Consider the following 20,041-nt stretch of genomic DNA (forward strand, 5'->3'; position numbering starts at 1 on the left):
TGTGAGGCGTTGAGCTAACCAATACTAATTGCCCGTGAGGCTTGACCATATAACACCCAAGCAATTTGCTGACCTGAGAAGGCACCAGATTGCGGTGTGTGAAGACGAAATGAACCGAAAATTCGAAGCGCACAAACACCGAAAGCTGTCACATACCCAATTTGCTGAAGCGAGACCATCTGGTCACGAGTCAGTACCCGAATTTCTTGACGACCATAGAGCGTTGGAACCACCTGATCCCATCCCGAACTCAGCAGTGAAACGATGCATCGCCGATGGTAGTGTGGGGTTTCCCCATGTGAGAGTAGGTCATCGTCAAGATTAAATTCCGAAACCCCAATTGCGAAAGCAGTTGGGGTTTTGTTTTGCCTGCGGGAAAGTTTTCAGCCTGCTACCGGGGAAATTCATCCTGAAGTGGATGGCGAGTTTTGGTATGGTGCAGCTCGTTTTTTAACGGACTGATATCCGGCCCACGGATCGGCACTCATTTATGTCAAAGAGTTGCTGTAGAAATGCCTGAACCAATCCCAATCAAGGATCATGAAAAAGAGACGCGGCTGGTCAACAAACGATTGATCGCCTGCGCTCTGTTTGTCTTCGCCATCAGCTGCGCTCTGGTGGTGCGCCTGTACATCCTCCAGGTCGTGGAATTCGACTATCACTCGACCATCTCCGAAAACAATCGCGTCCATGTCCTCCCGATACCGCCGACGCGTGGATTGATCTACGACCGCAACGGTGTGTTGCTCGCCGACAATCGCCCCAGCTACAACCTGACCATCACCCGTGAGCGTGCCACCGACGTCAATCAAGAATTGGACGAAGTCATCAACTTGCTGCACTTGCCTGCTGAAGACCGCACGATATTCGACAAGGCGATGAAGCAATCCCGGCATCCGTTCACACCGGTCACCCTGTTTTATGAGCTGACGGAAGAGCAGATTGCCGTCCTGGCGGTTAATGAATTTCGTCTGCCGGGTATTGATGTCGAGCCGCAGTTTGTCCGGCACTATCCCCTTGGGGCCCATTTCGCCCATTCGATTGGTTATGTCGGTCGGATCAATGAAAAAGAATCGAAGACCCTCGATTCCGTTGAATACCGAGGTACGCAATCCATTGGTAAAACTGGTATCGAGCGTTTTTATGAAGCGCAGTTGCACGGCCATGTCGGTTACGAAGAAGTGGAAACCAATGCTCAAGGCCGCGTGCTGCGGGTGCTCAAGCACACGGATCCGGTTCCAGGTAAAAACATCATCCTTAGCCTCGATGTAAAGCTGCAGGAAGCTGCCGAAGCTGCTTTGGGTGACCGTCGTGGTTCAGTGGTAGCCCTTGATCCGTCCACGGGAGAAGTGCTGGCGATGGTCAGCAATCCGAGCTTCGATCCGAATCTGTTCGTGACTGGCATCAGCTCAAAGGAATATTCAGCGTTGCGTGATTCCATCGACCGTCCGCTGTTTAACCGCGTACTGCGCGGCCTGTACGCCCCAGGCTCGACGATCAAACCGGAAGTCGCCATCGCAGGGCTGGACGCAGGCGTCGTGACCCCGCAGACCCGCGTATACGATCCCGGCTACTACCAATTACCGGACTTCGATCACAAGTATCGCAACTGGAACCACAGCGGTGATGGTTGGGTGGACATGGACGCGGCGATCATGCGCTCGAACGACACCTACTTCTATGATCTGGCGCACAAGCTTGGCATCGATCGTCTGCACGACTACATGGCGATGTTCGGCCTTGGTGAAAAAGTCTCGCTGGACATGTTTGAAGAGTCCCCCGGTCTGATGCCGTCGCAAGCGTGGAAACGCGCTACACGGCGGCAGGCCTGGTATCCCGGCGAGACAGTTATTCTCGGCATCGGCCAGGGCTACATGCAGGTCACCCCGCTGCAATTGGCCCAAGCCACGGCACTGATTGCCAACAAAGGGATATGGAATCGGCCGCACCTGGCCAAGTCGGTCGACGGTGTAGCGCCGGTTGACGAGCACCCGATGCCGAACATTCTGCTCAAGGATCCGCGTGATTGGGAGCAGGTCAACCACGGTATGCAGATGGTCATGCACGATGCTCGAGGCATCGCCCGAGCGGCGGCTGCGGGGGCGCAATACCGCATCGCTGGCAAGAGTGGTACGGCGCAAGTGGTGGCGATCAAGCAGGGTGAGCGCTACAACCGTGAGAAAACCCTCGAGCGCCACCGTGACAACGCCCTGTTTGTAGGATTTGCACCGGCCGAACATCCAAAGATCGCCATCTCGGTAATGATCGAGAACGGCGAGGCGGGTGGTCGTGTTGCCGGTCCAGTAGTGCGGCAGATCATGGACGCCTGGTTACTCGATCAGGATGGTCACCTTAAACCTCAATACGCTGCGCCGAGCAAAGCGCCGGGCGATCCTCACGTCTGAGGCGTAACGGTTTCACAGCACAGGCTCCCGTAAGTGAGCCTGTGATTACGCACCGGGTACCGGGCAACTCATATCACCTTCCTCACATTTCAAATACTGCTTCAGCGTTTCTACTCTGGCCTTGGTTAACGCGTTAAGACAACTACTGTAAACCAATGGATAAACACTCCCGCCCGCCACCCCGGATGCCGAAAACTTGCACTCGGCATCCCGAAAGCTGACCCATGCCCGCTGCGCGTTGACCAGCAGCTTCTTTCCGTCCGGGTTGTCCTTAAGGCGCCCGGTGACCTGCTGATAGAGCGTATTCAATTCCTTGTCCGCCGCTTTGAAGGCTTGCCCCGCGCATTGATTCATCGTCGCCTGATCGCTGGCGTTGGCGCAATCAACGGCGGCATGGGCGAAAGGGGCAAACAAAAAAGGCACAGAGGCCATAAGCAAACGTACTGACATAAGGTTCTCGCTATCTCGAGTGGAAAGAGTGTATCGATTGTTATGTACGTAGCCGGGAGGCCTCAAGCAAGCGATCCGCAGTGGCGGTGATTTCCTCGCCTTCATGCAACTGCTCCAGCCAGTGTTCGGGAATCGCCCGAGCGCCGTAGTAAGCACCTGCCAACTGACCGACGATAGCAGCCGTTGTATCCGCATCATCACCGAGATTGGCTGCTTTCAACACCGCTTCGGCGAATGTCTGCGTATGGTGAAAGCACCACAAAGCGGCTTCCAGAGCTTGCACGCTGTAACCGCTGCCTTTGATTTCGTTTGCCGTTTTTTCGAGGTACTCACCTCGCGCAATCGCAACCACCTTAGGCTGGGAAAGCTGGAGCAGTGGCGACCGCCGAAGCTGTGTTTTCTCCGCTCCCTCAAGCGCTCGTGCGATCAGATCAGCCAGCAATTGGCAGCACTCGATTGCCTCCGGCGCCGCATGGGTTGTGCGCGAACTGTCGGCAGCTTGGATCTGGATCTGTCGAGCGTCCGGAAAATAAAACAGCACAACTGGTGCCAACCGCATCAGCGACCCGTTACCAGCAGTCAACGGATCAGTCGACCCTGCGAAAGGCTCTCCGGTTCGCTGATACTGTTGCAGCGCCTGGCTGACGGTCATGCCGATGTCGAAACATTCTCCGGTGGAGCTTAGGTATCCCCATTTCCACCAATTGAGATAGCGGCCCATCTGATCAGCCGCGTCGAAACCGTTTTTGCGCAGCAGGCTCTCAGCCAGGCACAGTGCCATTGAAGTGTCATCGGTCCATTGCCCTGGCTTGAGCTGGAACGGGCCACCGCCGACCATGTCGCTCAGCGGCTGGAATGATCCTCGCGGCTGGAACTCAACCGTTGTGCCGACCGCATCGCCGCAAGCCAGGCCGAGGAGGGCGCCGCGATACCGATCGGCAAGAGAGGGCTGCATGATTCGTCCTTGTTTCTGCGGATTCGCTGGAAAGATAACAGGTCATGCGGCGCCGATCACAGAGCGCAAACTACCGCAGAATGTGTCCGCTCGAATCGGTGTCTGCAGCGCTTCGATACAACTTCGCATTGGACATGTGGTCATACAAGCCTAGTGTTCAGAACAGGAGGTGACGTATGAAACCAGTACCTAACAGTTTCGAACGCAAGATCAAGCTCAAGGCGTCGCGTTCCCACGTCTGGCGTGCATTGGTCGATGCAGAGGCGTTTGGCCAGTGGTTTGGCGTGGCGCTCGAGGGCCGGCGTTTCATTGCCGGCGAGTGGACGCAGGGCCAGGTCACGTACCCCGGTTATGAACACGTATTGTGGAATGTGCTGATCGAGCGGGTCGAGCCGCAGCAGTTGTTTTCTTTCCGCTGGCACCCGTATGCGGTCAACCCGAAGATCGACTACTCACAAGAGCCGACCACGCTGGTCAAGTTCGAATTGCAGGACTTCGAAGACGGCACACTACTCAAGGTCTCGGAATCCGGCTTCGCGCACATCCCTGATATCCGTCAGAAAGAGGCGTATTACATGGACAGTCGCGGCTGGGAGGAGCAGTTGAGCAGGCTTGAACAGTTTCTCGCCGAAAGCGCCAGGGCTCGTGAAAGCGGCGGTGCCTGACAGGTCTAAGGGTTTTCGGAAGTGTTTGTATGGCGAATGTCTTACACGCGTTGGTAGCTTTTACGACTATTGCTGATTGGATCCACTGGGTAATCTACACACATCAACTGAGACACAGGGAGTGTTTCAGGATCATGGACGATCGACCATCGCAAGGATCGCTGCCGACAGGGAGTCGATAATGGTCTTGGGAAAAACCCGCTTCGGCGGGTTTTTTTTCGCCTGAATGCAGGAGCCGCCGAAGGCTGCGATCTTTTGATCCTGCCTTTGAAAGCCAAGTCAAAAAGATCACAGCCTGCGCGAATTTCACTCCATTACGAAGCAATCAACTGCCGCAACACATAATGCAGAATCCCCCCGGATTTGAAGTACTCAACTTCATTCAAGGTATCAATCCGGCACAAGACTTCAATCTTCTCCTGACGCCCATCCTCGCGAGTGATAACCAGCGGCAGGTTCATCCGCGGCGTCAGCTCGACGCCGGTCAATCCCAGAATCTCGAACGTCTCTTTGCCGGTCAGATTGAGGCTCTTGCGGTTCTGATCAAGCTTGAACTGCAACGGCAGCACACCCATGCCGACCAGATTCGAGCGGTGAATGCGTTCGAAGCTCTCCGCAATCACGGCTTTAACGCCCAGCAGATTGGTGCCTTTCGCCGCCCAGTCACGGCTCGATCCTGTGCCGTACTCCTGACCGGCAATCACCACCAGCGGCGTGTCCGACGCCTGATATTTCATCGCTGCATCGTAGATGGCCATTTTTTCCCCGGTGGGGATGTAAATGGTGTTGCCGCCTTCCTCGCCGCCAAGCATTTCGTTGCGAATACGGATGTTGGCAAACGTGCCGCGCATCATCACTTCATGATTGCCGCGACGGGAACCGTAGGAGTTGAAATCGCGCGGTTCGACGCCTTTTTCCTGCAGATACCGCCCGGCCGGGCTGTCGATCTTGATGTTGCCGGCGGGGGAGATGTGGTCGGTGGTCACTGAATCGCCGAGCAAGGCCAAAACCCGCGCACCTTTGACGTCTTTGACTTCCGGCAGCGGGCCGGAAATGTCGTCGAAGAAAGGTGGATGCTGAATGTAGGTCGAATCGTCCTGCCAGACGTATGTGGCCGCTTGCGGCACCTCGATGGCCTGCCATTGTTCGTCGCCGGCAAACACTTCGGCGTATTCCTTGTGGAACATCGCCGTATTGACCTGATTCACCGCTTCGGCGATTTCCCGGCTGCTCGGCCAGATATCGCGCAGGTACACCGGATTGCCCTGCTGATCCTCGCCCAGCGGTTCGCTGCTGATATCGGTGCGCACGCTGCCAGCCAGTGCGTAAGCGACGACCAGCGGAGGCGAGGCCAGCCAGTTGGTTTTCACCAGTGGGTGTACGCGACCTTCGAAGTTGCGGTTGCCGGACAGGACTGATGCGACGGTCAGATCGGCCTTTTGAATGGCTTTCTCGATCGGCTCCGGCAGTGGCCCGGAGTTGCCGATGCAGGTGGTGCAGCCGTAACCGACCAACGAAAAACCGAGCTGATCAAGGTACTGAGTCAGCCCGGCAGCCTTGTAATAGTCGGTGACGACTTTCGAACCGGGGGCCAGTGAGCTTTTGACCCAGGGCTTGCGCGTCAGACCTTTCTCGACGGCTTTCTTCGCCAGCAACCCGGCCGCCATCATCACGCTCGGGTTGGAAGTGTTGGTGCAGGAAGTGATCGCGGCGATGACCACGGCACCGTTTTTCAGGCGATAGGTCTTGCCCTCGTATTCGTAGTCCGCTTCACCGACCAGATCGGCGTTGCCCACCGCCACGCCGCCACCGCCCTCGCTTTCCAGGCGTCCTTCTTCCTTGCTGGTGGGTTTGAATTGCAGGTCGATGAAATCACTGAAGGCCTGCGCGACGTTCGGCAGCGAGACCCGATCCTGCGGCCGTTTCGGCCCGGCCAGACTGGCTTCGACGCTGCCCATGTCCAGCGCTAGGCTGTCGGTGAACACCGGCTCCTGACCCGGCAGACGCCACAGGCCTTGAGCCTTGGTGTAGGCCTCGACCAGCTTCACCACTTCCGGCGGCCGGCCGGACAAGCGCAGGTATTCCAGCGTGACATCGTCGACCGGGAAGAAGCCGCATGTCGCACCGTATTCCGGGGCCATGTTGGCGATGGTCGCGCGGTCGGCCAATGGCAGGTCGGCGAGACCGTCGCCATAGAATTCGACGAATTTGCCGACCACGCCTTTCTTGCGCAGCATCTGCGTCACGGTCAACACCAGGTCGGTTGCGGTGATACCTTCCTTGAGCTTGCCGGTGAGCTTGAAGCCGATCACTTCCGGAATCAGCATCGACACCGGTTGCCCAAGCATCGCCGCTTCCGCCTCGATCCCGCCAACGCCCCAGCCGAGCACGCCGAGACCGTTGATCATGGTGGTGTGGGAGTCGGTGCCTACCAGGGTGTCAGGGAACGCGTAGGTGCGGCCATCCTCGTCTTTGGTCCAGACGGTGCGGCCGAGGTACTCAAGGTTGACCTGGTGGCAGATGCCGGTACCCGGCGGGACCACGCTGAAGTTATCGAACGCACTCTGGCCCCAGCGCAGGAAGGCATAGCGCTCGCCGTTGCGTTGCATTTCGATGTCGACGTTCTGTTCAAACGCACTGGCGCTGGCAAACTTGTCGACCATCACCGAGTGGTCGATCACCAGATCCACCGGCGACAACGGGTTGATCCGCTGCGGGTCGCCTCCGGCCTTGGCCATCGCCGCACGCATGGCGGCGAGGTCGACCACGGCGGGCACACCGGTAAAATCCTGCATCAATACGCGGGCAGGGCGGTACTGGATTTCGCGATCGGAGCGGCGCTCCTTGAGCCAGGCGGCAATGGCCTTGAGGTCAGCGCCGGTGACGGTTTTTTCGTCTTCCCAGCGCAGCAGATTTTCCAGCAGGACCTTCAATGACATCGGCAGCTTGTCGAGATCGCCCAGGCTTTTGGCGGCTTCCGGCAGGCTGAAATAGTGGTAGGTCGTGGCGTCGATTTGTAGGGTTTTCAGTGACTTCAGACTATCGAGGGACGGCATTACGATCACTCCTTTGAGTCCGCACGGCTACGGACTGAGGGGACGGGCAGAGCATTAAACCTAGCCCTGTTTTGAGTAGCTGGCTAATAACTGGACTCTATCGGCGCAACCATGGTTCCGACTTCAGCTATCATGCGCCGGTTTTCGTGACAGGCATTGCGGCAACGCAAGGCTTGAGCATCGCGCAGCGGCCGAATGATCGACCGCTGCCCAGGAGTAAGAATGAACACCCTATTCATGCATTGCCGGCCCGGCTTCGAAGGCGAAGTCTGTTCGGAGATTTCCGATCTCGCCGCCCGTCTCAATGTCGCCGGTTACGCCAAAGCCAAAACCGCCACGGCCTGCGCCGAGTTTGTCTGCACTGAAGCGGACGGCGCCGAACGCCTGATGCGCGGTCAGCGTTTCGCCGAATTGATCTTCCCGCGGCAGTGGGCGCGGGGCTTTTTCATTGATCTGCCGGAAAACGACCGGATCAGTGTGATTCTCGCGCACATGGCCGATTTCCCGGTGTTTGGCAGTCTGTGGCTGGAAGTGGTCGATACCAATGACGGCAAGGAACTGTCGAACTTCTGCAAGAAGTTCGAAGGCCCGCTGCGCAAGGCGCTGACCGCCGCTGGCAAACTGGTGGAAGACGCCAGCAAGCCGCGTTTGTTGCTGACCTTCAAGAGTGGCCGCGAAGTATTTCTCGGCATGGCCGATGCCGGCAATTCGGCGATGTGGCCGATGGGCATTCCGCGCCTGAAGTTTCCTCGCGAGGCGCCGAGCCGTTCGACCTTGAAGCTGGAGGAGGCGTGGCACCACTTCATTCCACGTGATCAGTGGGAAGATCGTCTGCACAGTGACATGACCGGCGTCGACCTCGGTGCCGCGCCGGGCGGCTGGACCTGGCAACTGGTCAATCGTGGCATGCTGGTTACCGCCATCGACAACGGCCCGATGGCCGAAAGCCTGATGGAAACCGGACTGGTCCAGCATCTGATGGCGGACGGTTTTACCTTCAAGCCGAAGCAGCCGGTGGACTGGATGGTTTGCGACATTGTCGAGAAACCGGCGCGCAACGCGGCGATGCTGGAAGAGTGGATCGGCGAAGGACATTGCCGCGAGGCAGTGGTCAACCTGAAGCTGCCGATGAAGCAGCGTTATGCCGAAGTGAAACGTCTGCTCGAGCGCATTGCCGATGGATTCAAGGCGCGTGGGATCAAGGTTGATATCGGCTGCAAGCAGCTATACCACGACCGCGAGGAAGTGACTTGCCATCTGCGCCGGCACGACACCAGGAAAACCAAATCGCGCTGATACAACACTGAACCTGTGGGAGCGAGCCTGCTCGCGAAAGCGGTGGGGCTGACGGATTGCCTTCGCGAGCAGGCTCGCTCCCACATGGGTTGGACGATATCCCAAGCAATGCGCGACAATGCCGGCCAGTTTCTGGAGTGAACCATGAGTGAAATGATCGATACCCCGGTCGACGGCACCCTCGACGCCACCGGCCTCAATTGCCCGGAGCCGGTGATGATGTTGCACCAGCACATTCGCGATCTGGTACCCGGCGGCCTGCTCAAGGTGATCGCCACCGATCCCTCGACCAAGCGCGATATCCCCAAGTTCTGCGTGTTTCTTGACCATGAGCTAGTCAGCCAGCATGAACAGGCCGGCACCTATCTGTACTGGATTCGCAAGAAGTCCTGAATCAGGGCAAAAAAAGACCTGCAAAAGCAGGTCTTTTTTTATGGGTGTTCAACCCGCCGAACGACTGATCCGAATCCGCTTGCGCGCGCTGCGTGTCAGACGAATCGACAGCATCAACGCTGCGCAGCTCAAACCGACGATCAAACCCTGCCACAAACCGCTCGGACCGCGTGGCTCGCCGAGCCAATCGGTCAGGCCCAGCGCATAACCGACCGGTAAACCAATCCCCCAGTAGGCGAAGAGAGTCAGGATCATCGTCACCCGAGTATCCTGATAACCACGCAGTGCGCCTGCCGCAGTCACCTGGATCGCATCGGAAAACTGGAACAGCGCTGAATAGACAATCAGCATCGCCGCAATGTGAATCACCGTTGGATCAGCGGTATAGATCGCCGCAATCGGCTCGCGCAGCGCCAGCATCAGGCTCGCCGACAGGCAGGCGTAGGCCAGCGCCGTGCCCATGCCGACTCCAGCGGCAAAACGCGCCTCACGCGGTTCCTCGCGGCCCAGCGCCTGGCCGACACGCACGGTAACCGCCATGCCCAGCGAGTACGGGATCATGAACACCAGCGAGCTGACGTTCAGCGCGATCTGATGCCCGGCCACCACCGTCGCGCCGAGGCTGCCGATCAGCAGGGCGATCACGGCAAAAATGCTCGACTCGGCAAACACCGCGATGCCGATCGGCAAACCAATCGACAGCAGACGTTTGATCACCGCCCACTGCGGCGAGTCGAAACGGCTGAACAGTTCGCTTGAGCGATAGGCTGGTGCCCAGCTTTCGTAGCCGGCCAGGCCCAGCGCCATCACCCACATCACGATTGCCGTGGCCCAGCCGCAGCCGACGCCGCCCATGGCCGGCACGCCGAAGTGGCCGTAGATGAAGATGTAGTTCAGCGGGATGTTCAGCGCCAGACCACACAGGCCCAGCACCATGGCCGGGCGGGTGCGGCCGATGCCGTCGCTGGTGCAGCGCAGCACGTGATAGAAGGCCACCGCCGGCAAGCCGCTGGCGATGCCGTGCAGATATTGCATGCACGGGCTGATCAGCTCCGGATCGACTTTCATCAGATGTAGCACCGGCTCGGCAGCGATCAGCATCGAGGTGGCGATCAATCCGACTACCAATGCCAGCCACAACGCCTGACGCACGATCGGGCCGATCTCGCTGTGCTTGCCGGCGCCGAAACGCTGGGCGACTTTTGGTGTGGTGGCCAGCAGGGTGCCGGTCATCAACAGAAACACCGGGACCCAGATCGAGTTGCCCAGTGCCACTGCCGCCAGGTCCTTGGGCCCGACGCGCCCGGCCATCACCGCATCGACGAAGCCCATCGCCGTGGTCGCCAGTTGCGCGATGATGATCGGCAGGGCGAGGGCGAGCAGGTTTTTCAACTCCAGGCGAATCCGCGCAGGGCGGCTCAGCGAGACGGCGACAGGTTGGTCAGTTACAGGGTTCACAGGCAAAGCGTCCAGAAAGTATTGATGCGCAGAGCGGCGCATTCTACGCCGCTGACGCCTCGGTCAGGAAATATCCTCTGTTGCGTATTTGTAAGCGCAAACCCTGCTGGCTGATCGACGCGTCAGCACCTAAACTGCCGATCCGCCCAAGGAGCCCGCCATGCTGATTGTTGCCGACGAAAATATCCCGCTGCTCGATGCCTTTTTTGCCGGTTTCGGCGACATCCGCCGAGTGCCGGGCCGCTCCATTGACCGCGCGACGGTCGAGCACGCCGATGTGTTGCTGGTGCGTTCGGTGACCAACGTCAATCGCGCGCTGCTTGATGGCAGCAAGGTGCGCTTTGTCGGCACCTGCACCATCGGCACCGATCATCTGGATCTCGATTACTTCAACGAGGCCGGGATCTGCTGGTCGAGCGCGCCGGGTTGCAATGCCCGTGGCGTGGTCGATTACGTACTGGGCAGTCTGATGACGCTGGCCGAAATCGAAGGGGCTGATCTGACGCAGCGTACTTACGGCGTTGTCGGCGCCGGTGAAGTGGGGGGGCGCTTGATCAAGGTCCTCAAGGGCCTGGGCTGGAACGTCAAGGTTTGCGATCCGCCGCGTCAGGCTGCCGAGGGCGGCGAATATGTCAGCCTCGAGCAGATCATCGAACAGTGCGACGTGATCAGTCTGCATACGCCATTGACCCGCAGCGGCGACTCTGCAACCTGGCACCTGTTCGATCAACAGCGTATGCAGCAACTCAAGCAGGGTGCATGGTTGATCAACGCGGCGCGCGGCCCTGTGGTGGATAACGTTGCGCTGCGTGAGGTGCTGCTGGAGCGCGAGGACCTGCAAGCGGTGCTCGACGTCTGGGAGAAGGAGCCGGAAGTCGACCCTGCGCTGGCCGAGCTCTGCGTATTGGCCACGCCCCATATTGCCGGTTACAGCCTCGACGGCAAGCAACGCGGGACCGCGCAGATCTATCAGGCCTACTGCGCTTTCATTGGCCAACCTGCGGCTATCGCGCTCAGTGATCTGCTGCCAGCAACCTGGTTGTCGGAAGTTTCCCTGCACGGTGACAGCGATCCGGCATGGGCGCTGGCGATGTTGTGCCGGGGCGTATATGACCCACGCCGCGATGATGCGGATTTCCGCCGCAGTCTGGTGGGAAATGTCGCTGAGCAGCGTGCGGCGTTTGACGTGTTGCGCAAGCAGTATCCGGTGCGCCGCGAGATTGAAGGGCTGAAGGTGCGAATTGAAGGTGATGCGCCCAGGTTGCGGCAGATTGTGGCGGCGCTGGGGGCGGTGGCTGTCTGAATCAGCGCTGGCCTTTTCGCGAGCAGGCTCGCTCCCACAGGGGATCTACAGTGCAGCAAAGTTAAAGGTGGGAGCGAGCCTGCTCGCGAAAGCCACACCACCAATCCCGAATTGCAGACATAAAAAACCCGGCCAATCAGGGCCGGGTCGGGAAGACGGTGGCTACATCACTCTTGTTCGGCAGGCTTGACCAATCGCTTCTCCAGTTCGCGGCAAGCGTCCTGGATCATGTCTTCAGTGATCGGTACTTCGCGGCCCTGCTCATCGATAATCGAGCAACCCAGAGACTGACCGGGTTTGGTGCGCATCACTTCAATCTTGTCTTCGCTGCTGTGTTGCAAGGACATGGCCTGTCTCCTCATCAGGTTGTGTGCCTAAGTTAAAACCGCCACGTGACCAGGCTGTGACAACTCCCTGCGGTCTGTCGGCGGGCGGCATCTCTACTCAAACAGAAATGACCGCTCGTCTCAACCGCAACCTTAGACCAATCGTTTCTAGCATCCGGACATCCCGGGCATATTTAACCTGACTCATTGTGATTTACAGAGTTCCACCCCATCTGAGTCTGTAGGCTGGCCCGATCCATCTGCGCAGACGTGAACTCCATGATCTCCATGCTTTCTTCCCGACACCGGCGCGCCCTGCGCCTGACCAGTCATTTTCTCCTGCCGTACCGCTGGCATGCCTTCGGCGCTTTGCTCGCGCTGATCGTCACCGCCGGCATTACCCTGTCGATGGGGCAGGGCATCAAGTTGTTGGTAGACCAGGGTTTCATGACCCGTTCGCCGCATCTGCTCAATCAGTCCATCGGCATTTTCATGTTGCTGGTGCTCGGGCTGGCGCTGGGCACCTTTGCCCGTTTCTATCTGGTGTCGTGGATAGGCGAGCGCGTGGTCGCCGACATTCGCCGTCAGGTGTTCAATCACCTGGTGTATCTGCATCCGGGCTTTTATGAGGACAACCGCAGCTCGGAAATCCAGTCGCGCCTGACCGCTGACACCACGCTGCTGCAATCGGTGATCGGCTCGTCGCTCTCGCTGTTCCTGCGCAATCTGCTGATGGTGATCGGCGGTGTAGTGCTGCTGTTCATCACCAATCCGAAGTTGACCAGCATTGTCGTGATTGCACTGCCGCTGGTGATCGCGCCGATCCTGATTTTCGGCCGCCGCGTGCGCAATCTCTCGCGCCAGAGCCAGGACCGTATCGCCGACATTGGCAGCTATGTGTCGGAAACCCTCGGCCAGATCAAAACCGTGCAAGCCTACAACCACCAGGTTCAGGACGAGCAGCGTTTCGCTTCGACCGTCGAGCAGGCGTTCGAAACCGCGCGCAAACGGATTTTCCAGCGAGCGTGGTTAATTACTTTGGTGATCGTGCTGGTGCTTGGCGCAGTGGCGGTGATGTTGTGGGTCGGCGGCATGGACGTAATGGCCGGGCGTATCTCGGCCGGCGAGCTGGCGGCATTCGTTTTCTACAGCCTGATTGTCGGCAGCGCGTTCGGCACGCTGAGCGAAGTGATCGGCGAACTGCAACGCGCTGCGGGTGCCGCTGAACGCATCGCGGAATTGCTGCGCTCGGAAAACATCATCCAGCCACCGTCGACCGGACTGGTCACTCTGCCAGCGCGAGTCAAAGGAGAACTTGAACTGCGCGACGTGCGTTTTTCCTATCCGTCGCGTCCGCAAAGCTACGCAGTTGATGGCTTGAATCTGACGGTGAGGGCGGGCGAAACCCTGGCGTTGGTGGGGCCGTCGGGCGCGGGCAAGTCCACGGTTTACGACTTGTTGCTGCGCTTCTACGATCCACGCGAGGGGCAGATTCTCCTCGATGGCGTGCCGCTGACCAGCCTTGACCCGCTGGATCTGCGCCGCTGTTTCGCCCTGGTCTCGCAAACCCCTGCATTGTTCTTCGGCAGTGTGGAGGACAACATCCGCTACGGTTGCCCGACGGCCACGCTTGAACAGGTCAAGGAAGCTGCGCGAATTGCCCACGCCCACGACTTCATCGAACAAATGCCGGACGGCTATCAAACTCATCTGGGCGACGGCGGCCTCGGGTTGTCCGGCGGTCAGCGCCAACGTCTGGCCATTGCCCGCGCCTTGCTGGTAGACGCGCCGATCCTGCTTTTGGACGAAGCCACCAGCGCCCTCGACGCACAGAGCGAGCATCTGATCCAGCAGGCCCTGCCAACGCTGATGGAAAACCGCACTACGTTGGTGATCGCGCACCGACTGGCCACGGTGAAGAACGCTGACCGCATTGCAGTGATGGATCAAGGCAAGCTGGTAGCGGTGGGGACACATCAGCAATTGATCGCCAGCAATCCGCTGTACGCACGGCTGGCGGCGTTGCAGTTTAATGATGGCCAGCCTGATTAACCGACCCAGTAACCGACCCAGTAATGCGCCATAAAAAATGCCCGTATCTCACGATACGGGCATTTTTCATTCTCCGGCGGTCGCTGCCTGCTCATTGATCATCAAAATACCGCTCATGCCAATCCACCAGCGGTTGCGGCGAGTTGAGCTTTTGCCCATAGATCACCGAGTAAGACAACACGTTCTGCACGTATTGACGGGTTTCGTCGAAAGGGATGCTTTCCACCCACACGTCAAAGCTCAGGTGATCAGCGCCGCGCAGCCACTGACGCACACGGCCGGGGCCGGCGTTGTAAGCGGCGGAGGCGAGCACGCGGTTGCCGTTGAACTGGCTGTGAACCTGGCTGAGGTAAGCGGCGCCGAGCTGGATGTTCTTATCCGGATCGAGCACTTGCTGCGGTGAGGCCAATGGAATGCTGAACTTGCGCGCGGTTTCCTTGGCCGTGCCGGGCATCAATTGCATCAGACCGCTGGCGCCGACGCCGGAGCGCGCGTCGTCCATGAAGGCGCTTTCCTGCCGGGTGATGGCGAACACCCAGCTCGAATGCAGGCCGCGAACCTTGGCTTCACGCACGAGGGTATCGCGGTGCGCCATCGGGAAGCGGATGTCCAGATCATCCCAGTACTGCGCCTGACTGATGGTGCGAATCGCCGGGAAGTACCATTTCAGGTCGTAGGCCAGTTTGGCCTGGGCGACCATTTCATCGCGATTGAAATGTCGGCTGACGTGATACCACTCGCGACGCCCGTCGACGATCTGCCCACGTGCATGAAACTCCAGCGCGCGACGTACGCCGGGGGTGTTACGGACTTTGTTGATCAACGCCTGGCTGAGCACCAGCGGCTTGTTGTTCAGCGAGTAAGGCGATTGTGAACGGTCTGCGGCGAGGAAGCCGTAGAAGTCTCGTTCCCGCGCCAGATTCTTGTACAGGGTCAGCGCTTGCGGGTTTTGTGGCTCGGCCAGTTCCAGGCTGCGCGCCTGCCAGTAGCGCCAACGGTTGGTGGTGGCCAGGTCTTGCGGCAGACGTTTGGTCAGCTCATAGGCATCATTCCAGCGTGCCAGACGCAAGAGCAGGCGCAGGCGCCATTCCGAGACGGTGTTGTCGCGCAGCTCCGGATCGTATTTGGTCATGACGTCCAGCGCGCGGCTGTCGAAGCGGCGCGCAAGGGTCAGGCCGATCTCGCGAGCAATCGCGACTTTTTCATCACGAGAGAAATGCATGCTGCTGGCGTAACCGTCGAGCAAAGCCATGGCCTTGTCCGGATCCTGCCGAGCGAGGCGGCGCAGGCCGAGGCTGACGACGTCTGACATCGGCTCGTCGGCCGGGGTGAAGCGCGACGGCTGGTTGAGCAGTTCGGGTTTCTGCGCCACGTCGACCAGCAAGCGACCGCGCGGAGCGAGGGTGGTCAGGCCGTTGATCAGGCTGTTGGCCAGCGGATAGTTGCGTGCCTGCGCGGCAAGTTTGGTGCGCTCCCAGCGTTTCTGCTCGGTGAGCTGGCCATCGGCGGCCCAGATTCCGAACAACGCGTCACACGCAGCCGGTTGCGATTTGCCGGTCAGCCAGAGTTTTTCCGCACTGGCATACCCTTCGGCTTTCTTGTCGTGGCTGATCTGGTACTGCGCGTTGAGGCAGTCCAGTTCGGTGAAATTCAGCTTCGGATCGTAATACTTGACGAAGGTCGCCCAGTCGCCACGGTCGGCGAGCCAGCGCAACCAGCGCAGTTTCATCCAATTGGCCTGCGGCAAATCACCGTGTTCGGCGAGGAATTTCTCGATCTCGGCGTTGCTCGCCGTCTTCAGACGCGCGGTCAGTTCGTCGTAAGCCAGATACGGTTCCAGCGGATAATCGGCCAGCGCCTGGCTGTAACGGAAATACGGGCCGGTATCACCCTTGGCCAAGGCGCGCTTGGCTTCATCGTAATACTGGCGTTGGGTGGACAAGTCCACCGCCTGGACGGATTGAGCGGCAGCGGCGGTAAGAAACAAGCAGGACAAAACGCTGAAAAGGCGACTGCGCATGAGACATCCGGGCAGAGAAATCATGACAAGTGCCGATCGGAATCCGCACTGAATTGCCTATAGCTTAGCCTTTTGCCAGCAAGCGGCGAAAGCTTTGCGAGCCTCGCTGCACAAGTTCGCAACAAATGTTGTGCAGAGTGCTTCGACAGACAAATTGCCGGCCTGCTGAAGCCTCAAGTCAGGTAGAATGCGCGCCCGGTTTTTGGAGAAGCTCATGACCCTGCTCAAATTCAGCGATGTGTCCCTTGCGTTCGGCGCTATGCCGTTGTTGGACAAGGTGTCCTGGCAGATCGCCCGTGGTGAGCGGGTGTGCATCATCGGCCGCAACGGCACTGGCAAGTCCAGCATGATGAAACTGGTCAAGGGCGACCAGAAGCCCGATGACGGCTCGGTGTGGCGTGCCCCCGGTCTGAAAATCGGCGAATTGCCGCAAGAATTGCCAGTGGCCGACGACCGGACGGTATTCGACGTGGTGGCTGAAGGCCTCGATGGTGTTGGCGCCCTGCTCGCCGAATACCATCACCTGAGCCAGAACATCGTCACCGACGCCGATCTGGACAAGCTGATGCACGTTCAGCACGACCTTGAAGCCCGTGACGGCTGGCGCTTGCAGACGCTGGTCGACAGCACCCTCAGCCGCCTGCAACTGCCGGCCGACAAGACTCTCGCCGAACTCTCCGGCGGCTGGCGTCGTCGCGTGCTGCTGGCTCAGGCGCTGGTGTCCGAGCCCGATCTGCTGCTGCTCGACGAACCGACCAACCACCTGGACATCGGTGCGATTGCCTGGCTCGAAGAGGCGCTGAAAGACTTCCAGGGCGCCGTGCTGTTCATCACGCACGACCGTTCCTTCCTGCAAAACCTCGCCACGCGCATCCTCGAACTTGATCGCGGCGGCCTGATCGACTGGAACGGCGACTACGCCAGTTTCCTCGTGCACAAAGAGGCTGCGCTGGCCGCTGAAGAAACTGCCAACGCGCTGTTCGACAAGCGTCTGGCTCAGGAAGAGGTGTGGATCCGTCAGGGCATCAAGGCCCGCCGCACTCGTAACGAAGGTCGCGTGCGCGCGCTGAAAGCCCTGCGCGTTGAGCGCAGTGAGCGTCGCGAGCGTACCGGCAAGGCCAACATCCAGCTGGAAACCGCCGACAAGTCCGGCAAGCAGGTAATGGTCCTCGAGAATGTCAGCTTCGCGCATCCGGGCGGGCCGTTCCTGATCAAGGATTTCTCCATGGTCCTGCAGCGCGGCGACCGTATCGGTCTGCTCGGCGCCAACGGTACCGGCAAGACCACCCTGTTGAAACTGATGCTCAGCGGTCTGCAACCGACCAGCGGTAAGGTGGAAGAGGGCACGCGGATCGACGTGGCGTACTTCGACCAGTTGCGCCATCAGTTGGATCTGGAAAAAACCGTGATCGACAACGTCGCCGAAGGTCGCGACTTTATCGACATCGACGGGCAGAGCCGCCATGTGCTGAGCTATCTCGGCGACTTCCTGTTCAGCCCGCAGCGTGCACGCACGCCGGTCAAGGCGTTGTCCGGTGGCGAGCGTGCGCGTCTGTTGCTGGCGAAGCTGTTCAGTAAACCGGCGAACCTGCTGGTACTCGACGAACCGACCAACGACCTCGATGTGGAAACCCTCGAGCTGCTCGAAGAAGTGCTGCTGACTTTCAACGGCACCGTGCTGATGGTCAGCCACGACCGGGCATTCCTCGACAACGTGGTGACCAGCACCCTGGTCTTCGAAGGCGAAGGCAAGGTTCGTGAATACGTCGGTGGCTATCAGGACTGGATCCGTCAGGGCGGCTCGCCGCGTCTGTTGGGCGTGACTGAAAGCAAGTCGGGCAAGGCTGACCTGAACTCGGCGGTGGTCACCGCTGAGCCTGCTGCGGTGGCTGCGCCTGCCGCTGCCGCTCCGGTTGCCAAGAAGAAACTGAGCTACAAGCTGCAGCGTGAACTGGAAGCCTTGCCGGGCGACATCGACGCCAAGGAGCAGCAGATCGCCGCGGTTGAGGCGGAAATGGCTGAAGCCGGTTTCTACCAGCGTCCGCCGGCGGAAACGGCCAAAGTGATTGCTTCGCTGGAGCAATTGCAGGCCGAGCTGGATGCGTTGGTGGAGCGTTGGGCCGAGCTGGATGCCTGATTGCTGCTGATGTGAAAAAGCCCGGCGCTCAGTGATGAGCGCCGGGCTTTTCATATGTAACGCGATCTACAGGCTGAAACAAATCACCTGCGGTAGCGAGCCTGCTCGCGAAAGCGGTGTGTCAGGCAGTACTCATATTGAATGTGCCGACGTATTCGCGAGCAGGCTCGCTCCCACAAAGAGCAAGACAGATCAGCGTTTGACCAGGTGCACCGCCAGTACATCGCATGGCGCACCGTGCAGCACATCATTCGCGGTCGAGCCGAGCAGCAGTGCCAGGCCATGACGGCCGTGACTGCCGACCACGATCAGATCGCACGCTTGTTCCTTGGCGAAATGATGGATTTCCTGGCGTGGCTGGCCGTAGGTCAGATGGCAATTGGCGCCTTCGAGCTCGGGGTATTTCGATTTGAGTTTTTCAAGACGCTCCTTGGCCTGATCAAACTGCTGTTGTTGCAGTTGTGACAGGTCCATCGGCACGTCGCCACCGAAGGCCATGGCCATAGGTTCAACGATATGCACCAGCGACAACTTGGCAGCGTTGCTCACTGACAGCTCGCGGGCGCGGTGGATCACAGGGTCGCACTCTTCGGTCAGATCTACGGCGACCAGTATGTGGTGGTAGGGCATGAGGTGCTCCTCCTGAGGGTTCGATATTGGTAAGTATGGCTGGTTTCAAGCGCATTGGTTCGCAAGTGACACAATGGGCTCATCAAAAATCGGGAGTACAGATATGACGGTCTGGCTGGTGGTGTCAATCCTGCTGGTAGTTTTAAGTCCACTGGCATGGTTGCGCCCATCGCGCACGCAGAGCGGGCGCATGGCCTTGCGCATGGAGGCGCGACGCATCGGCCTGGCGATGCAGCTGGCGCCGCAGGAGTGGCCGCACTGGCTGCTGCCGGAGCCGCCGAATCCCTGCGCCCAGTACCACCGACCGCGGCGTGGCAGACAACCGGCGTGCTGGACCTATTGGCAGAAAACCCCGGGCGTGTGGGTCAATCAATGGCAAGAAGTCTGCGATGACCGGACCCTGCTCGATTATTTCGAAAAATTGCCGGGCAATGTTTTCAAGATCGAAGCGGACAAGCAGATGATCGCCTTGTACTGGGGCGAGAAGGGCGAGGCGACAGTTCTGCAGGATATCGACGCGACCCTGAAAGCACTGGCGTGATGCGCGGACTTTTCTCACTGCAACGGTGTGAAACGTCCGGCAGACGCGCAATAAAAAGCCCGACATGATTCGTCGGGCGGGTTGGCCAGGCAGGCCGGTAATCTTTTTTTGCGGCAGGCGCTTTGATCGCCCCGGCAAATTTCCTCGCAGTCCACCCAGCGTAGCCTTATGAACAGGGCTCGGGAGAAATTAGGGCGACTTTTCTAACAATTGATTCTATGAATGGCTCAACATCGAGACGGGTGTTGCTGCTCATCATGGTGCAGAAATGACTGCAAAGTCGCATTTCAGCCCGAATTTAGGGCGATTGACAATTGTCAGAAATTCCGTGAAGGTGACGTACCCGAATCAAAC

Annotated in this window: 15 protein-coding genes and 1 rRNA gene; 9 read left to right on the top strand and 7 right to left on the bottom strand. The window is 59.1% G+C overall.

All coding sequences use genetic code 11. From position 1 onward, the window contains the following. The first annotated feature begins 205 nt into the window (after positions 1-205). Positions 206-321: ribosomal RNA gene (rrf, locus tag AC0IXA_RS03025) — 5S ribosomal RNA — on the top strand. 191 nt (positions 322-512) lie between these two features. Next, positions 513-2,405: a penicillin-binding protein 2 gene (mrdA, locus tag AC0IXA_RS03030; RefSeq protein WP_341637048.1), complete on the top strand. Its 1,893-nt coding sequence runs from the start codon at positions 513-515 to the stop codon at positions 2,403-2,405. 45 nt (positions 2,406-2,450) lie between these two features. Here the strand turns inward: mrdA and AC0IXA_RS03035 are convergent, their stop codons facing one another. Together AC0IXA_RS03035 and AC0IXA_RS03040 are read right to left on the bottom strand one after the other, a co-directional pair. Further along, positions 2,451-2,855 (bottom strand): lysozyme inhibitor LprI family protein, encoded by a 405-nt coding sequence (locus tag AC0IXA_RS03035; RefSeq protein ID WP_341637049.1) that lies wholly within the window; start codon positions 2,853-2,855, stop codon positions 2,451-2,453. A 40-nt stretch (positions 2,856-2,895) separates the two neighbouring features. Then, positions 2,896-3,810: an ADP-ribosylglycohydrolase family protein gene (locus AC0IXA_RS03040; protein WP_341637050.1), complete on the bottom strand. Its 915-nt coding sequence runs from the start codon at positions 3,808-3,810 to the stop codon at positions 2,896-2,898. A gap of 176 nt (positions 3,811-3,986) precedes the next feature. Here AC0IXA_RS03040 and AC0IXA_RS03045 point away from each other — a divergent pair, with 176 nt between their 5' ends. Further along, a complete protein-coding gene (locus AC0IXA_RS03045; RefSeq protein ID WP_341637051.1) occupies positions 3,987-4,475 on the top strand; it encodes an SRPBCC family protein in 489 nt (162 codons plus the stop codon). A gap of 314 nt (positions 4,476-4,789) precedes the next feature. Here AC0IXA_RS03045 and acnA read toward each other — a convergent pair whose 3' ends face one another. After that, on the bottom strand, positions 4,790-7,531 hold the full coding sequence (gene acnA / locus AC0IXA_RS03050) for an aconitate hydratase AcnA (RefSeq protein WP_471811643.1): 2,742 nt from the start codon (positions 7,529-7,531) through the stop codon (positions 4,790-4,792). A 222-nt stretch (positions 7,532-7,753) separates the two neighbouring features. On the opposite strand from acnA, the gene rlmM reads away from it, so the two are divergent. Together rlmM and tusA are read left to right on the top strand one after the other, a co-directional pair. Continuing rightward, entirely contained in the window at positions 7,754-8,827 is a 1,074-nt protein-coding gene (gene rlmM, locus AC0IXA_RS03055; protein WP_041477361.1) for a 23S rRNA (cytidine(2498)-2'-O)-methyltransferase RlmM, read from the top strand. Between the two features lie 144 nt (positions 8,828-8,971). Further along, the gene (tusA, locus tag AC0IXA_RS03060; RefSeq protein ID WP_122699495.1) at positions 8,972-9,220 is read left to right on the top strand and encodes a sulfurtransferase TusA; all 249 of its coding nucleotides are present in this window, start codon (positions 8,972-8,974) and stop codon (positions 9,218-9,220) included. Between the two features lie 48 nt (positions 9,221-9,268). On the opposite strand, the gene AC0IXA_RS03065 is transcribed toward tusA, so the two are convergent. Then, positions 9,269-10,678 carry an MATE family efflux transporter gene (locus tag AC0IXA_RS03065; protein WP_471811646.1) on the bottom strand — a complete coding sequence of 470 codons (1,410 nt, stop codon included), beginning with the start codon at positions 10,676-10,678 and terminating at the stop codon, positions 9,269-9,271. 160 nt (positions 10,679-10,838) lie between these two features. Between AC0IXA_RS03065 and pdxB the strand changes: the two genes are divergently transcribed. Then, on the top strand, positions 10,839-11,981 hold the full coding sequence (pdxB, locus tag AC0IXA_RS03070) for a 4-phosphoerythronate dehydrogenase PdxB (protein WP_471811648.1): 1,143 nt from the start codon (positions 10,839-10,841) through the stop codon (positions 11,979-11,981). A gap of 167 nt (positions 11,982-12,148) precedes the next feature. Here the strand turns inward: pdxB and AC0IXA_RS03075 are convergent, their stop codons facing one another. Then, entirely contained in the window at positions 12,149-12,328 is a 180-nt protein-coding gene (locus tag AC0IXA_RS03075) for a PA1571 family protein (protein WP_016775501.1), read from the bottom strand. Between the two features lie 258 nt (positions 12,329-12,586). Between AC0IXA_RS03075 and AC0IXA_RS03080 the strand changes: the two genes are divergently transcribed. Next, complete coding sequence (locus AC0IXA_RS03080) at positions 12,587-14,359, top strand: ABC transporter transmembrane domain-containing protein (protein WP_471811651.1); 1,773 nt, start codon at positions 12,587-12,589, stop codon at positions 14,357-14,359. 91 nt (positions 14,360-14,450) lie between these two features. Here the strand turns inward: AC0IXA_RS03080 and AC0IXA_RS03085 are convergent, their stop codons facing one another. After that, positions 14,451-16,379, bottom strand: coding sequence for a transglycosylase SLT domain-containing protein (locus tag AC0IXA_RS03085; protein WP_071173063.1), 1,929 nt, complete (start codon positions 16,377-16,379; stop codon positions 14,451-14,453). A gap of 214 nt (positions 16,380-16,593) precedes the next feature. On the opposite strand from AC0IXA_RS03085, the gene AC0IXA_RS03090 reads away from it, so the two are divergent. Further along, a complete protein-coding gene (locus AC0IXA_RS03090; RefSeq protein ID WP_341637057.1) occupies positions 16,594-18,516 on the top strand; it encodes an ATP-binding cassette domain-containing protein in 1,923 nt (640 codons plus the stop codon). Between the two features lie 192 nt (positions 18,517-18,708). Here AC0IXA_RS03090 and AC0IXA_RS03095 read toward each other — a convergent pair whose 3' ends face one another. Further along, on the bottom strand, positions 18,709-19,146 hold the full coding sequence (locus AC0IXA_RS03095; protein ID WP_016775498.1) for a universal stress protein: 438 nt from the start codon (positions 19,144-19,146) through the stop codon (positions 18,709-18,711). 103 nt (positions 19,147-19,249) lie between these two features. On the opposite strand from AC0IXA_RS03095, the gene AC0IXA_RS03100 reads away from it, so the two are divergent. After that, positions 19,250-19,687 (top strand): hypothetical protein, encoded by a 438-nt coding sequence (locus AC0IXA_RS03100; protein ID WP_341637058.1) that lies wholly within the window; start codon positions 19,250-19,252, stop codon positions 19,685-19,687. Positions 19,688-20,041 lie beyond the last annotated feature (354 nt).

This window comes from Pseudomonas sp. AC083 (assembly GCF_979253165.1).